Origin of the sequence: Psychrobacter maritimus, assembly GCF_029953575.1 — a bacterium.
Lineage (GTDB): Bacteria > Pseudomonadota > Gammaproteobacteria > Pseudomonadales > Moraxellaceae > Psychrobacter > Psychrobacter maritimus.
The window spans coordinates 2,924,765-2,940,936 of sequence record NZ_CP124526.1 but is presented as its reverse complement, the minus strand read 5'-3'; the positions used below and the strand labels follow the sequence as shown (position 1 = coordinate 2,940,936).

The 16,172-nt window shown below is 43.9% G+C and carries 13 protein-coding genes; 9 read left to right on the top strand and 4 right to left on the bottom strand.

The annotated features are described in order from the left end of the window. Positions 1-16: 16 nt before the first annotated feature. The 3 genes from infC to rnr all read left to right on the top strand — a co-directional run bounded on the left by infC (position 17) and on the right by rnr (position 4,642). Positions 17-520, top strand: a complete 504-nt coding sequence (gene infC, locus QJS82_RS12545; protein WP_045447656.1) for a translation initiation factor IF-3 — start codon at positions 17-19, stop codon at positions 518-520. A gap of 426 nt (positions 521-946) precedes the next feature. After that, on the top strand, positions 947-2,191 hold the full coding sequence (locus QJS82_RS12540) for a toxic anion resistance protein (RefSeq protein WP_281490711.1): 1,245 nt from the start codon (positions 947-949) through the stop codon (positions 2,189-2,191). A gap of 156 nt (positions 2,192-2,347) precedes the next feature. Continuing rightward, entirely contained in the window at positions 2,348-4,642 is a 2,295-nt protein-coding gene (gene rnr, locus QJS82_RS12535) for a ribonuclease R (protein WP_281490710.1), read from the top strand. A gap of 103 nt (positions 4,643-4,745) precedes the next feature. Here rnr and QJS82_RS12530 read toward each other — a convergent pair whose 3' ends face one another. The 4 genes from QJS82_RS12530 to hisA form a co-directional block, all read right to left on the bottom strand. Further along, on the bottom strand, positions 4,746-5,672 hold the full coding sequence (locus QJS82_RS12530; RefSeq protein WP_281491729.1) for an IS30 family transposase: 927 nt from the start codon (positions 5,670-5,672) through the stop codon (positions 4,746-4,748). A 204-nt stretch (positions 5,673-5,876) separates the two neighbouring features. Continuing rightward, a complete protein-coding gene (locus tag QJS82_RS12525) occupies positions 5,877-6,167 on the bottom strand; it encodes a hypothetical protein (RefSeq protein ID WP_281490709.1) in 291 nt (96 codons plus the stop codon). A 119-nt stretch (positions 6,168-6,286) separates the two neighbouring features. Further along, complete coding sequence (locus QJS82_RS12520; protein WP_281490708.1) at positions 6,287-8,077, bottom strand: mechanosensitive ion channel domain-containing protein; 1,791 nt, start codon at positions 8,075-8,077, stop codon at positions 6,287-6,289. 70 nt (positions 8,078-8,147) lie between these two features. Further along, positions 8,148-8,888, bottom strand: coding sequence for a 1-(5-phosphoribosyl)-5-[(5-phosphoribosylamino)methylideneamino]imidazole-4-carboxamide isomerase (gene hisA, locus QJS82_RS12515; RefSeq protein ID WP_183619188.1), 741 nt, complete (start codon positions 8,886-8,888; stop codon positions 8,148-8,150). Between the two features lie 1,050 nt (positions 8,889-9,938). On the opposite strand from hisA, the gene QJS82_RS12510 reads away from it, so the two are divergent. The 6 genes from QJS82_RS12510 to nqrF all read left to right on the top strand — a co-directional run bounded on the left by QJS82_RS12510 (position 9,939) and on the right by nqrF (position 16,097). Next, positions 9,939-11,291: a Na(+)-translocating NADH-quinone reductase subunit A gene (locus QJS82_RS12510; protein ID WP_201563919.1), complete on the top strand. Its 1,353-nt coding sequence runs from the start codon at positions 9,939-9,941 to the stop codon at positions 11,289-11,291. A gap of 5 nt (positions 11,292-11,296) precedes the next feature. After that, the gene (locus tag QJS82_RS12505) at positions 11,297-12,532 is read left to right on the top strand and encodes an NADH:ubiquinone reductase (Na(+)-transporting) subunit B (RefSeq protein WP_201563917.1); all 1,236 of its coding nucleotides are present in this window, start codon (positions 11,297-11,299) and stop codon (positions 12,530-12,532) included. After that, entirely contained in the window at positions 12,513-13,457 is a 945-nt protein-coding gene (locus tag QJS82_RS12500; RefSeq protein WP_201620173.1) for a Na(+)-translocating NADH-quinone reductase subunit C, read from the top strand. The genes QJS82_RS12505 and QJS82_RS12500 overlap by 20 nt, the downstream gene beginning before the upstream one ends. A 1-nt stretch (position 13,458) precedes the next feature. Further along, positions 13,459-14,130: an NADH:ubiquinone reductase (Na(+)-transporting) subunit D gene (locus tag QJS82_RS12495; protein ID WP_281490707.1), complete on the top strand. Its 672-nt coding sequence runs from the start codon at positions 13,459-13,461 to the stop codon at positions 14,128-14,130. Then, positions 14,130-14,738: an NADH:ubiquinone reductase (Na(+)-transporting) subunit E gene (nqrE, locus tag QJS82_RS12490; RefSeq protein ID WP_149490233.1), complete on the top strand. Its 609-nt coding sequence runs from the start codon at positions 14,130-14,132 to the stop codon at positions 14,736-14,738. Before QJS82_RS12495 ends, nqrE begins: the two co-directional genes overlap by 1 nt. A gap of 123 nt (positions 14,739-14,861) precedes the next feature. Continuing rightward, the gene (nqrF, locus tag QJS82_RS12485) at positions 14,862-16,097 is read left to right on the top strand and encodes an NADH:ubiquinone reductase (Na(+)-transporting) subunit F (protein WP_281490706.1); all 1,236 of its coding nucleotides are present in this window, start codon (positions 14,862-14,864) and stop codon (positions 16,095-16,097) included. The last annotated feature ends 75 nt before the right edge of the window (positions 16,098-16,172 follow it).

Here is a 16,172-nt window from a genome sequence, read left to right as displayed (position 1 = left end):
TAAACAGTCAAACCGTTTGAACATCAACGAAGATATCACAGCTAAAGAAGTCCGTCTCGTTAAAGAAGACGGCGAACAGATGGGCGTGGTAGATATCGAAACCGCGATGAAAGCGGCACGTGAGGACAGTCTAGATTTGGTCGAATTGGTTCCTGAAGCCAAACCGCCCGTATGCAAAATCATGGATTATAAGCATTTCCTCTATGATCAAAAGCAAAAGGCGAAAGAAGCTAAAAAGAACCAAAAGCAAACTCAGCTGAAAGAGATGAAGTTGCGTCCTAGTACTGAAGAAGCCGATTATCAGGTAAAACTGAAAAAAATCGTCAGCTTCTTAGAAGACCAAGACAAAGTTAAAATCAGTATCCGTTTCCGTGGTCGTGAAATGGCGCACCAAGAGATTGGTCGTAAACAGCTAGATCGCATCATCGAAGACACCGCTGAGATTGCAAACGTCGAGCAATATCCAAAGATGGAAGGTCGTCAAATGGGTATGCTGCTTGGGCCTACTAAGAAAAAGTAATCTGCTTACAGATTGCTGCTAGTGGTGGCTGTAAATCGATGTGCCTGTTAGTTAATATAAATAATTAACTGATATAGACAGATCGTTGATAGAGATAGTTATAATCTTAACCATCAATATGCTACGGGATATTGGTGGTTTTTTAATATTTAGACCCCTAAATGCTTATTCTTGCATATAATAAGTTGACTATAATCAGTGACGATTATTTATAAACCTTTTATAAACCGCAGTTTACAAAATCCATCTTCTCAACCTTTTCATTACCAGTTAATCTAAAGGTCAGCGCAATCACTCTTAAATATAATTCGAATAAAACCATTAAGGGCATAAAAACAATCTATACCACGACTAACTAAGAGTCTCATCAAAACCTAATGTCGTTGGTAACCAACAACGCCCTTTTCAGCTATTATAGGAAATTCCATGCAAGAATTAACCCCACCCGAAAATACCTCGACGCCAAGTATCACTTTGACCGCGCCTGAACCGGTGAAAGAAATACAAAAAAGCGAAGCCGATCAAATGGTGAAGCTGGATGAAAGCCAGATTCCAGAACTTGATGCCAAGGTCGACGCCTTTGTTGATCATGTGATTAATAACTCAGTACACAGCTCTGAGTTTCAGCAAAACGTACAATCTATCCATAATTTGGGTAATAAAGAGATTCGCGAATCGGCGCAAGTGTCTAATCGTATGCTCGATTTACCAGCGAAAAGTATTAATAACAGCTTGTTTGATAACTCCCCTATTGCCAAATCATTGACTGAGCTGCGCGGGATTGTCGAAGATTTAGATCCGAGCAAAAAAGAGCTGACCAGCTCACGTAAGCTGTTTGGTCTCATCCCATTTGGCAATAAAGTCCAAGATTATTTCCGTCAGTATGAGTCAGCGCAATCGCATATCAACGCGGTGGTAACGAGCCTTTATAATGGCAAAGACGAGCTGCTCAAAGACAATGCCATGATTGAGCAAGAAAAGGTTAATATGTGGGAGTTGATGCAATCGATTCGCCAATATATCTATGTCGGTAAAAAAATCGATGAGCAGCTTGAACAAAAGGTTTATGCCGTTGAAGCGACTGACCCTGAAAAAGCGCGTATCATTAAAGAAGAGATGCTGTTTTATGTGCGTCAAAAAAATACCGACTTCTTAACCCAATTGGCGGTAAATATTCAAGGTTACTTAGCCCTTGATACCATCCGTAAAAACAACTTAGAGTTGATTAAAGGCGTAGACCGCGCGACCACGACAACTATTTCTGCATTACGTACGGCGGTTGTCGTTGCCCAAGCGATGACCAATCAAAAACTGGTACTCGACCAAATCACGGCGTTGAATAAAACGACTAGCAGCTTGATTGAATCAACCTCGGCGATGCTTAAGCGTCAGTCCTTGGAAATTCACGAGCAAGCAACTAGCAGCACAATTGAGCTTGATAAACTGCAAAATGCCTTTAATAATGTCTATGATACGATGGATATGATTAGCAATTATAAAATTGAAGCCTTAGAAAATATGAAGCAGACGGTCAATACCTTGACGACTGAAGTGGATAAAGCCCAGAAGTATCTCGATAAGTCGAATCAAACGACGGTACTTGAGGTATCCAAAGAGTTAGACAGTAAAAAAATAACCAATCAATCAAATACCGTTGATATCGATATTTGATATTTGGTTTATCTCGAATGGCGAATGCTGCTAGCTTTTAAAAGCTGACAGCTACTTGCTATCTGATACAGATAAGACAATTGACCTAAGATATTGCGACGTTGTTCGTGTTAAGATAGCTCTTATTAATAATTTTAAAAATAGATACGGTAATTTATGAGTTGGAATGATCCAAACGCCTCAACTGAGGCACAAAAATATGACAACCCTATTCCTAGTCGCGAACTGATACTCAGTACGATTAACGAACATGGCGAAGTCACCCATCAACAATTGGCAAAAGCCTTTAATATTGATGACCCTGACCAATTTGATGCTTTGGGCAATCGCCTAAAAGCAATGGCGCGCGATGGCCAAGTAAACCGTGACGGGCGTCCTTATCGCTATCGTACGGTAACCAAGCACGATATCGTTACAGGTACGGTGACTGCGCATCCAAAAGGTTTTGGCTTTGTATTACTAAGTGATATGCCTGACCTATTCTTGCATGAGAAGCAAATGCGCTGGGTCTTTAATGGCGATACGGTAGAAGCCGTTGGCACGTCAACAGATAACCGTGGGCGTACCGAAGGGCGTATTGTCGATGTCGTTGAACGCCGCCAAAGCAACTTTATTGGGACATTGGCGCATGATGAAGACGGTTATTGTGTTGAGCTTGGTAGCCCAAACAATCATCAGCCGATTACCGTTACTGAAGAAAACGTGCAAGCGTTTAACGCAAAACAAGGTGCGCCGGTTAAAGTCGATATTATCGATTGGCCGAACCAGCATGAATTTGCCACCGGTAAAATCACTGAAGTGCTATCCGATGATAATGACCGTGAGTTGATTATTGAGACTACTTTACTCAACTATGATATCCCATCAGACTTTAGTGAAGCGGCACTTGAACAAGCCAATGCTTATCAAGAACCAACCGAAAAAGACTTAAAGGGTCGTAGAGACTTACGTGATTTACCGCTAATTACCATTGATGGTGAAGATGCCCGCGACTTTGATGATGCGGTATTTGCAGAAAAACGCTCGGGCGGTAACTATCGTGTTTTAGTAGCGATTGCTGATGTCAGTTATTATGTCACGCCAAACTCGCCACTCGATAAAGATGCTTATGAGCGCGGCACGTCAGTCTACTTCCCGCATCGCGTGATTCCGATGTTGCCAGAAGTATTGTCTAACGGTCTTTGCTCATTGAACCCTGATCTCGACCGTCTCTGTATGGTTGCCGATATTAAGATATCGCGTGCAGGCAAGGTTACAGGCTATGAGTTCTATCCTGGAGTTATGCATTCACAAGCGCGTCTGACTTACAATCAAGTGAACGCTTATCTTGCTGATCCAAATGATAACAGCGTGCCTGAATCATTAACTGGTAATAAAGACGTTAAAAAATCGGTCGATACCTTACATCAATTATATGAGCTGCTGCTGAAAAAGCGTGAAGAGCGCCATGCGATGGAGTTTGAGACGGTTGAAACTTATATTAAGTTTAATGAAAAAGGTGGTATCGAAGCCATCTTACCGCGTACACGCGGTGATGCGCAAAAGCTTATCGAAGAGTGCATGCTGCTTGCTAATACTTGTGCGGCAAACTTTGCACTGAAAAATGAGCTGCCTGTTTTATATCGTAACCATGATAAGCCTGATGGCGAAAAGTCGATGCGTATCCATGACTATGCAAAAAACTTTGGTCTAAGCTTTCCAGAAGAAAGCCCAACGCAAGCAGATTATCAGCGGATTATCGAAGCGACTAAAGACCGTCCTGACGCGATTAGCATCCACAGTATGCTGCTGCGCTCGATGATGCAAGCGAACTATGCGCCTGACAATATCGGGCACTTTGGTCTCGCTTATGACGAATATAGCCACTTTACCTCGCCGATTCGCCGCTATCCTGACTTAATGCTGCATCGCGCGATTAAAGCAAAAGTGACGAATAGTCAGCAGCCAGTGATGGACTTCTCGCTTGACGGTGCTGGCACACAAACCTCAGATACTGAGCGCCGCGCCGAAAAAGCATCGCGCTATGTAGAATCTTGGCTCAAATGTCATTATATGAAAGATCATGTCGGCGAAGAGTTCGATGGCGTCGTGACTACCGTGACCAGCTTCGGTCTATTTGTGACCTTGACCGACTTATATATCGATGGTCTAGTGCATATCTCAAACGTTGGTGACGATTTCTTTGTCTATGATGAGCAGCAACAACAGCTTATCGGTAAAGACAGAGGCACAGTATTTGGTCTCGGTGATTCGGTCAAAGTAAAAGTAGCAGGTGTCAATATGGACCTGCTACAAATCGACTTTGACCTCAAAGCCAAGCTACAAGCAAGCCAAATGAATCAAACCAAACGAGATCAGCCGAAGAAGAGCACTGCTAGCAAAACTCCGGCTAACAAAACGTCTGCTAAGAAAAGCAGCAGCCGTGGTAAAGGCACTAGTAAGAAAAGCTAAGGCTTTCTAAAACTTAAGATTAAAAAAAGACTAACGTTATCGTTAGTCTTTTTTTATGTATATCAACTAATTGGCGTCTTAGATTAACACACCAAGTGCAACGCTAATTAATATTATAGAACGCCTGCATAGGCGTTTTAAACCCTAACCGTTTTCTTGGTCTGTTGTTTAGTTTGTTCTCAATGTCCTGTATTTCATTATCAGAGACTTGTCTAAAGTCACAACCCTTAGGCAAGTACTCTCTGATAAGGCCATTGGTATTCTCGTTGGTTCCTCGCTGCCATGACGCATAAGCATCGGCAAAGAAGAAAGGGCTAAAGAGCTTTTGTTTCACCTTCTTATGCTGAGCAAACTCCTTACCATTGTCAGAGGTAATGGTCTTAACCTGCAAACTCACTGGCGCTAAGAGTTCTATCATTGCCTCTGATACTTGCTGTGCTGTTTTATGAACCACACGCTTCATCTTCAATAGCCCCGTTTTACGTTCAACGAGCGTGACAATCGCTTGCTTGTGATGCTGACCGATAACGGTATCCGCTTCCCAATCTCCAATACGTGAGCGTTCTTCAACAATACAAGGGCGCTCATGAATCGAGACTCTGTCATTGATACGGCCTCGAGTCTCAGCGGTTAGACGCTGCCGGTATGGTTTTCCTTTACGTCTGAGACACTGCCACAATGTGCCGCCCTGCCTCTTATCACGCCAAATATAGCGATAAATGCTCATATGACTGATACCAGCATGAACGCCAGATATTTGCTCAGGACTCCAGTTCTCTTTAAGCTTGTCTGTCACCCATGCCCAGAGGTCAGTCACAATAGTTGTGGCGTTGTTAGCCCGTCTGTCACAAGCCTTGTTATTAGCATGCTTTGCTCGGTAACCTCGTAGGCTTTTATTGCGTCTAAGCTCTCTTGATATGGTACTGGGACTTCTATTTAACGCCCTCGCTATAAAATTAATACTATGTTTTGCCCCTTTAAGGGCATAAATCTGGTATCGTTCACCTAGGCTTAGATGTGTATAGCTCATGGTTGCAATCTCACTTTGGTCGGTGGATAAAAACTTTGATGCTAGCGCATCTAGTTCTTTTTTTTTACCTCGCATTTGGTATTGCACTTCATTTGTTAATCTAAGCGTTTAATTAAACGGCTACATTGAAATACAGCTTATTTAAACCCTAAAAAATTAGTCACTAAGAACTTTAGGCACTAAGAACTCTAAGCACTAAAACAACTACTGCGTATCCGTCATTTGCTCGGCGCGTTGTTGGCTCGTCTGCTCTGCTTGCGCTATCTGAGTGGTTGCCTTATCGATAATGGCTTTTGGCTGCTGTCCTAAGGGCTGGCTTGCGATATCTGCTGTATTGCTATTGACGTTGCTAGTATCAGCATTAGCCTGTTCTACTTCATTACTAGCAGTTATAGCTTCTCTATTTTTTTCACGTTGGCTGCCGTTAATCATATTAAACCCTAATAAAATAACGATACCTGCCAAAGCGAAAATAATCAGATGTTTGATTTGCATAAAAAATGTCTCGTCTATTTCGATAAAATGTAGATAGACGTTTTACTGCATTTTTTATGCCGACTTTTATAGTTAGTACTCACCTTTTAATAGCTAATCTTCAACGCCATTCTTGCGGGCTATTCTTGCGGGCTATTATTACTTAATAAATCCGTCTCATCTGAATTTTCAGCAATTTCTTGCTCGACCTTTTCCATCAATTTTTCATCAGGACGCGCATCAAGCACTTCGTCGGCATTCCGACCTTGCAGGATATGTTTTGCCCGCGCTTTGGCTTGTTTTTTATCCTTATCTTCCATTGTGGTTTCAGGAGCTTGCGCTTCATTAGATGTTTTAAAAGCGCTAGAGGCGTCAGAAGCTTTAGCAATATTCGGTGTTGCTGTTACCTCAGCGTTAGCGTTATCAACACTGTGAATGCTTTGAAACTGTTCAAACGCTTTTTCTAGCTTATGGTTAAAGCGCAGCTGATAAATAGGCTCGGGTAAGCTAAAGCCTTCATCTTCCAGCGCATGCTTAGTTTCGCGAATGGCAATACTGCGGGCTTTGGAAAAATCAGCTTCCAATTGATTGACCCATACTTGAAACTGCAAAATAATATTTGAGTCACCAACTTCTTTAATGAACGCTGTGACTTTTGGTTTATCTAGAGCAAAACCCAACTGACATATCGCATCGATACCTACTTTGATAGCAGCGAGCGGATCATCATTGGCATCTACGCCTAATTCAAAAGTAAAACGGCGCTCAGGGTTTTTGGTGTAATTTAAAATCGTTGCTTTAAAGACTTCGGCATTGGGAATCCGTAACTGGTTACCATCTAAAGTCATCAAAATCGTCGCACGTGAGGTCAGGCGTACCACAATGCCTTCTTGATTATTAATCAAAATATGATCGCGGGCGCGAAACGGTTGGCGAATACTGAGCATCAAGGAAGCAATATAGTTCTCAATCGTATCCTTGACGGCAAAACCAACGGCAATACCGATAACGCCTGCGCCGCCAAGTAACGTGCCCAAGATAGTCTCAGCACCTATCAAACTTAACGCTAAAATAAGACCAAAAACGATAAAGATGACTTTAACGGTCTGGGCAAGCAGCTCTGCAACAAAAGGATTGGGCGTAAGGCGTTGCCACATTTTTTTGCGATTGGAGAGCCAGCTGCCAAACCACGTGACCAAAGCAAATAAAACAATCCCTACTAGCAACAGTGGCAAAGCTTTGACTAGGTTTTTGGTTTGTGCCTTGAGGCTTTGATAAACGGTCGAGACATTATCTTGCACATCAAGCGTGCGATTGATTCTATCTTCGACCGTCACCACGTCCGTTAAGCGATTGGTTAAATTAATGGCTTGCTGGGCTTTTTTCTCATTAGGCGTCTCACCGGTTAAGGTAACAACGCCTTGGTTGACGCTAACATTAACTGCTTGTAAGCCGTCAATTTCAGAAAAAATACCACTGATACGTTGACGAATGTCATTGTCTTTTAATGGTGTTGGGGTGGTTTCGATTTGAGCATTGTTGGTACTTTCACCGCTGATAACAGGTGGTAGCTGGACGGGCGTCGGCGGTGCAGTGTCAGAAGTATTCGGAATCTCAGGTGTGATAGCTATAGTACTATTTGGCCCGTTATTTAAATCACTCGTAGCTGGATTGTTGATAGCTGGATTGTTAATAGCTGGTGCAGCAGTAGTCGGCTGAGCGCTTGGTTCATTATTAACGGCATTATTATTAGCAACCGCATCAGTAAGTACAACATTCTCACTTGTACTGCTTTTTTCAGCCGCATAAGTGGGCAGGTTTAAAAAGATGCTTAAGAGCAATAGTAACTGAGCGCACGCCTTTGTCGTTATGCGTGACTTGCCTAGCCAGCTTGACCTAGGTAATTCAGGCTGGTCAAAATACGCTGCCATAAGCATCCCTTTTGTATTCTAACTCTATGCTACATTTGCAATCATGCTATGCAAATATAGCTATTTAAAACTACTTACCATCCAGATAAAGCTGCGCTTCACCCAAATCTAAGGTGCCTTCATAAATAGCACGACCAGTAATAATACCTTCGATGCAATCACCATAAGGTTTTAGCAATTCGATATCTTTCATATCGGTGACGCCGCCTGATGCAATCACAGGTAAGCCGCCTTCACGCGCTAAGTTGACGGTCTGCTCGACGTTGACGCCTTGCATCATGCCATCGCGGTTGATATCGGTATAAACGATTGACGATACGCCGACATCAGCAAAGCGCTTGGCAAGCTCAGTCGCTTTAGTATCGGTCACGTTTGCCCAACCGTGTGTTGCAACCATGCCGTCTTTGGCATCGATACCGACGATGATATGTCCGGCAAATTCGCGGCAAGCTTCGGCCACAAAATCAGGCTCTTCAACGGCTTTGGTACCAATAATAATGTAAGTGAGACCCGCGCTAATATACTGCTCGATGGTTTTCATATTGCGCACACCGCCGCCCAATTGAATCGGCAGCTTAGGGAAGGCTTTAGCAATGTCATTGACCACTTGCTTATGTACTGGAATCCCGTCAAATGCGCCATTCAAATCGACCAAATGCAAGCGCCGTGCGCCTTCATTAACCCAACGCGCCGCCATAGCGACAGGATCATCAGAAAATACCGTATCGTCTTCCATACGACCTTGTTTTAAGCGCACACATTTACCATCTTTTAAATCAATAGCAGGGATAATGACAGGGACAGCACACATATAGCATTCCTTATAAAAACAATATGAACAATAAAAAAACCATTAAAAAGTGAAACAAGCGTCAATAGTTACTTAATCAATAGCCACTTAACCAATGGCTACTTAAAAGCGACTGCTTATAAAGTCATTTAGCATAGCAAATTAAAAGCGGCTGTTAGGAGAAATTCGTTAAATATTAAAATGACAGTAGAAAATATAAAAATTGCTTAAAATTCGGCTGGATAATGGCAAAAAAACGACAATCATAACCATAAGTTTTAGCACGTGGATTCAATAGCAACATTAGGTAAATTCAATTACCAACTGGCAATTTTAGGTCAGTTTAGCGTATAATCCTAGGTAAATTTGTATTTGTGCGATAAAACCTAATCGTCTGCTACCTATTGACGATTTCAATCAGCACAAGGTAAATATGAGCTAAGTGTTAACAACCAGATTAATGCTTACGCTTACAAATTGCGCTTATCAAGCAATTGAGTTTACCCTGTAACCATAGTTCGTTAAACAGCGCTTGGATAGTTTTCTAAAAGATGGCTTGGACAAAACATAAACAAGTCACTTATTCCTCATTTATATTCACTCGAATGAATAGCGCTGCTTAAAATACACAGATATTGTGATTTAAAGATCCTGTGATTTAAAGATTCTATGGTTTACAGATGTTCTGATTTATCGTTATTAGGATTTATAGCTATTAGGATTTTGAATACGACAAATTTTAAGATTTTAATAAATCGTATGCTAAAACTGTCTTTTATCTAACGTCATCCTAGTTGAGGATGGCATGAGATTTAAAGGTTTTAGTGTACACCTTGGTAGCCAGTCGTCACTTTGGTCATTCGAATAAGACATTAACGTGTTGTTAAGGAGTCTAAGGTCAGCGTTAATACTCTTACTTGTAGTTATGATGATGTGTTATGTCTAGAGCGCTTTTTCACGCCCTTTTTGGGGCTTGATTAAGGACTTTATTGATGACGCTGTTATTCATGCTGCCGATATACCAAACAGGACGTCTGGTATCGTTTTAGACTATGGACTAAGTTTTCGCTTATGATTACCATCAAAAAAGGTTTGGATTTACCCATCACTGGTGAACCCTCCCGCGAGATATCTGAGCACAGACCCGCCCATGTGGCACTTGTTGGCTATGATTATGTGGGCATGAAGCCCACGATGAATGTCAAAGAAGGCGACATCGTAGCTAAAGGTCAGCCCGTTTTTGAAGATAAAAAACGTGTCGGCGTTATCTACACCGCCCCTGCTGCTGGTAAGGTCATCGCCGTTAATCGCGGTGAGCGTCGTGTGTTCGAAAGTCTTGTGATTGCGGTCGACCCAAACGGTGAAGAAGTAGAATTTCAGCGCTACGACTCCCAGCAACTTGCTGACCTAGATTCTGAAGTCGTTGAAACCCAACTGCTTGCCTCTGGTGAATGGACCGCGTTCCGTACGCGTCCCTATAGCCGTTCTCCTGAAATCGGTGCCCGTCCGCACGCCATCTTTGTCACCGCCATGGATACCAATCCATTAGCGTTTGACCCGATGTTGCTGATTAATGAGCAACTGCAGGCGTTTAATGACGGACTTGCCGTATTATCAACGCTCAGCCCCAAGACCTTTGTCTGCCATCATGGCGATGCCCAGTTGACGCCAGTTGCCAAAACGGCGGCTAATAATGTCACTGAGTATCATAGCTTTGCCGGTAAACATCCCGCCGGTCTTGCGGGCACGCACATTCACTTTTTGCATCCTATCATGCGCGGTGTGACCGTTTGGACGATTGGCTATCAAGACGTGATCGCCATTGGTAAGCTATTTACCACCGGTCGCTTATACACGCGCCGTATGCTTAGCCTTGCCGGTCCTGCGGTTAAAAATCCGCATTTAATCGTCACCGAACGCGGTGCTGATATCACAGCATTGACTAAAGGTGAGCTTGAAGCAAGTGAGAACCGTGTGATTTCAGGTTCTGTGCTATCGGGTCGCAAAGTGTTTGGTAATACCGCTTATCTTGGTCGCTTCCATAATCAAGTCAGTGTGCTAACCGAAGGTCGTGAGCGCCCAGCGTTCCATTTCTTAAGTATTGGTAGCAACCGTTTCTCAAAACTGCCTATCTATATTTCTAAGTTCTTTGGTAGTAAGAAATACGACTTTACCACCTCGAGCAATGGTTCGCCGCGCGCAATGGTGCCAATCGGTGTCTATGAAGAAGTCATGCCACAAGACTACCTGCCAACGCAGCTATTACGTGCTTTGATTGTCGAAGACATCATCAGCGCCGTCGATTTGGGCGTACTTGAATTGGACGAAGAAGATTTGGCATTATGCACCTTCGTATCTCCTGGCAAATATGAATTCGGCGATATTTTGCGTGATAACTTAACGCGCATTGAGCTGGAGGGCTAACCACGATGAAATTTTTACACAATATGTTCGATCGTATGGAGCCGTCTTTCACCAAGGGTGGCAAACACGAAAAATACTATGCCATCTTTGAGATGTTTGATACGTTTTTACGTCAACCAGGCTCAACGACATACGCATCATCACACGTACGCGACGGCATTGACCTTAAGCGTATTATGATTACCGTTTGGTTATGTACTTTCCCTGCGATGTTTTGGGGTATGTACAATATCGGTCATCAAGCATTAACGGCGATTGCAACGCTAGGCTTGCAGCCTGAAGGCTGGCGCACGGTTATCACCAGTATGGCAGGCTACAACCCAGACAGTATCTGGGCAAGCTTTGTCTACGGGGCGATGCAATTTTTACCGATTTATCTGGTCACCTTTGGGGTCGGTATTCTCTGTGAGATTATCTTCGCCGTGGTGCGCGGGCATGAAGTCAACGAAGGTTTCTTTGTAACTTCTGTCCTATTTGCGCTCTGTCTGCCACCAGATATTCCTTTATGGCAAGTTGCCTTAGGTATTATCTTTGGTGTGGTCGTAGCAAAAGAAGTCTTTGGCGGTACGGGTAAAAACTTCCTTAACCCTGCCCTCTCGGGTCGTGCGTTCTTATACTTTGCCTATCCAGCTTATATGTCTGGCGACTCAGTATGGACAGCGGTTGATGGTTTTTCGGGTGCAACGCCCCTTGGTTTGGCTGCACTTGGCGTCGTCCCACAAGACTTCGTTGATGTCTATGGCAATGCCATTACGTGGACTGATGCTTTCTTAGGTAATATGCAAGGCAGTATCGGTGAAGTATCGACGCTGGCTATCTTATTAGGTGCAGTCGTTCTACTTTGGACGCGCATTGCCTCATGGCGCATCATGGCAGGTTGTGTGGTTGGTCTAATTGCCACATCGCTAGTCTTTAACATGATTGGTTCTGAAGACAATATGATGATGAAACTGCCGTTCTATTGGCACTTAGTTATCGGTGGCTTCGCCTTTGGTGCCGTATTTATGGCAACCGATCCTGTATCAGCTGCGCATACCAATAAAGGCCGCTGGGCTTATGGTATCTTGATTGGTTTTATGACCGTATTGATTCGCGTCGTCAACCCAGCCTTCCCAGAAGGCATCATGCTTGCCATTTTATTCGCCAACTTATTTGCGCCACTATTTGATTACTTTGTGACGCAAGCAAATATCAAGCGCCAAACAGCACGGAGGGTTCGCTATGTCCAAGCCCAAAAGTAATAATGCAAAAACCATCAGTGTGGCGTTGACGCTATGCTTGGTGTGTTCTGTATTGGTCTCAGCCGCTGCTGTTGGTTTAAAACCAGCGCAAGTTGAAAACGCGCGCTTAGACCGTAACAAAAACATCTTAGTTGCCGCCGGTATGTTTGACCCGGCGTCAGATACCAATGAAGATGTGGCTGAGCGTTTTAAAGATTTTGAGGTAAAAATCGTTGACCTAAGTAAAGGCAACTACCTCGATGACGACGCGCTAAAAGCTGCAGGCATCCCTGATCGTAACGCTTACGATGCCAGTCAAGCAACCAAGAACAAAGCCTTAAGTGAAGACTTGGGCAGCAACGACCCTGCCGGTATCGGTCGTGTTCCTAAATACGCCAAGGTCTATGTCAAAAGTGATGACGCCGGAAAGCCTGAAATGGTGGTCCTGCCGATTCAAGGTTATGGACTATGGGGTACGATTTATGGTTTCTTAACGCTTGAAAGTGACATGAATACCATCAAAGGTATCAGTTTCTATGAACACAAAGAAACCCCAGGTCTAGGCGCTCGTATCGAGGAGCCTGAGTGGCGCGCCATGTGGAGCGGCATTCACTCTTATGACGAAAACGGCGCAGTAGCAACTGGTGTGACCAAAGCTGGTAATCCAAAAGATAACTGGGTCGATGGTATCAGTGGCGCAACCTTAACTGGTCGCGGCGTCAGTAACATGATTCAGTTTTGGCTCGGTGAGCAAGGCTATAAGCCCTACCTAGACCAACTGCGTAAAGAAAGCGGCAAAACACTGGCAAATACTGAAGTAAAAGCCAGTCAAAGCCCGTATAAAAAGCTGGGTCAAAGCCTAAATCAGCATCAGACTCACAAACAGACGCATCCCGTAACCGAACTGGTCGCAGTAGTACCAGCAGCACACGGCAAGGAGGCATAACATGGCTGATACAAAAAGTATTTTAACCTCGCCTATTTTTGATAATAACCCGATTGCGCTACAAATCTTAGGTATTTGTTCGGCATTGGCAGTTACTACGAGTGTGGCGAATGCGTTGGTAATGAGTGTGGCGTTGACCTTGGTCACCGCATTTTCAAGCTTTTTTATCTCTATTATCCGTAAGCAAATTCCAGCCAGTATTCGTATTATTGTGCAGATGACGATTATTGCGTCATTGGTTATCGTGGTCGATCAGATCTTAAAAGCGGTCGCTTATGATGTCAGTAAAGGTCTGTCGGTATTCGTTGGTTTGATTATCACCAACTGTATCGTCATGGGTCGTGCTGAAGCATTTGCGATGAGCAATCCACCAGTACCGAGCTTTTTAGATGGTATTGGTAACGGTCTTGGGTATTCGGCGGTACTGCTATTTGTCGCCAGTATTCGTGAAATTTTAGGTGCAGGCAGTTGGTTTGGCATCACCCTTTTACAAACTTCGACCGATGGCGGCTGGTACGTACCAAACGGTCTATTGCTACTACCACCGTCAGCGTTCTTTATTATCGCCCTGTTTATCGTGATTATCCGTACATGGAAACCAGAACAGGTTGAAGAAGCTGAATTTGTAATGAAGCCGCAATCTAAAGGCATGGCACAAGGAGGCGGTCACTAATGGGACATTATGTCAGTTTATTTATAACCTCAGTCTTTATCGAGAATATGGCGCTGGCCTACTTCTTAGGCATGTGTACCTTTTTGGCGGTATCGAAAAAGGTATCAACCGCTATCGGTCTTGGGGTGGCGGTGGTAGTGGTAATGGCAATTACTGTACCGCTAAATAACTTACTGTTTCAGTTTATCCTAAAAGATGGTGCGCTGGCATGGGCAGGTTTCCCTGATATAGACTTAAGCTTCTTAGGTCTACTCAGTTATATTGGTTTGATTGCCGCTGTGGTACAGATTCTAGAGATGTTCTTAGATAAGTTCGTCCCAAGTCTGTATAACGCCTTAGGGATATTCTTACCCCTGATTACCGTCAACTGTGCCATTTTAGGTGGCGTGCTATTTATGGTTGAGCGTGACTATAACTTTGGTGAATCGATGGTATACGGCGTTGGCGCAGGCTTCGGTTGGGCATTGGCGATTACCGCATTGGCGGGTATCCGTGAAAAGCTAAAGTACTCAGACATTCCAGCACCGCTGCGTGGTCTTGGCATTACCTTTATCACGGTTGGTCTGATGTCACTTGGCTTTATGTCTTTCGGCGGTATGTCAATTTAAACCGCTACGCTTAAAAGCCTATTTAGCGATTTGACCTATTTAATTCATTTATTCGGTAGGGGTTCAGGAAACACGCAATGACGTCTTTTCGCACCCCTACTCCATAGATTAAGGATACCTACCATGGATTACGCTACGGCGATTGGTGGCGTTGCTATGTTTACCTTGATCATCATGGGACTCGTTGCCATTATTTTGGCGGCGCGCTCAAGACTGGTCAGTTCAGGCGATGTTACTATCCATATTAATGATAATCCCGATAATGACGTCGTGACACCCGCAGGCGGCAAGCTGCTACAAACACTGGCGAGCGAAGGTATTTTCTTATCTTCAGCCTGTGGTGGTGGTGGTACGTGTGCGCAGTGTCGTTGCCGCGTTATTGAAGGGGGCGGATCTATCCTGCCCACCGAAGAAGGGTACTTTACCCAAGGTGAAATCCGTAACCACATGCGTCTTGCCTGTCAGGTTGCGGTAAAGCAAGACATGAAAATCGAGATTGACCCTGAATTCTTTGATGTACAAAAGTGGGAATGTGAAGTTATCTCTAATGATAACGTTGCCACCTTTATTAAAGAGCTTGTGCTTAAAATTCCAGATGGCGAAGAAGTTAACTTCCGTGCCGGTGGTTATGTACAGCTAGAGGCGCCACCGCATGAAGTACATTATAAAGACTTTGTGATTGACGAAGAGTATCGTGAAGACTGGGAAAAATTTGGTATCTTCAACTATGTGTCAAAAGTTGATGAGCCGGTGATTCGTGCGTATTCGATGGCCAACTACCCTGAAGAAAAAGGCCTTATTAAGTTTAATATCCGTATCGCCAGTCCACCGCCACGTGGTCCTGACGGTATTCCACCCGGCAAAATGTCCTCTTGGGTATTTAGCCTCGTACCTGGCGATAAAGTGACAGTTTCGGGTCCTTATGGTGAATTCTTTGCCAAAAAGACTGACGCTGAAATGATTTTCGTCGGTGGTGGTGCGGGTATGGCACCGATGCGCTCGCACATCTTTGATCAGCTCAAACGCTTACATACTAACCGTAAGATTAGCTTTTGGTATGGTGCGCGCTCGATTCGTGAGATGTTCTACGTTGAAGATTATGATCAATTAGAAGAAGAATTTGATAACTTTGAGTGGCATGTGGCCTTGTCTGACCCATTACCAGAAGACAATTGGGAAGGTCCAACGGGCTTTATCCATAACGTGCTACTTGAGAATTATCTCAAAGACCATCCAAATCCAGAAGACTGTGAATACTACATGTGTGGGCCACCGATGATGAACGCGGCGGTAATCGACATGCTACATAGCTTGGGCGTGGAAGATGAAAACATCATGCTTGATGACTTCGGTGGTTAAGCGGGTGGTTAAGCTGCTTGATTAAATTGGGTGATAAAAGCCATTCATCAAGCAAACAGTATTACCCAGATAATA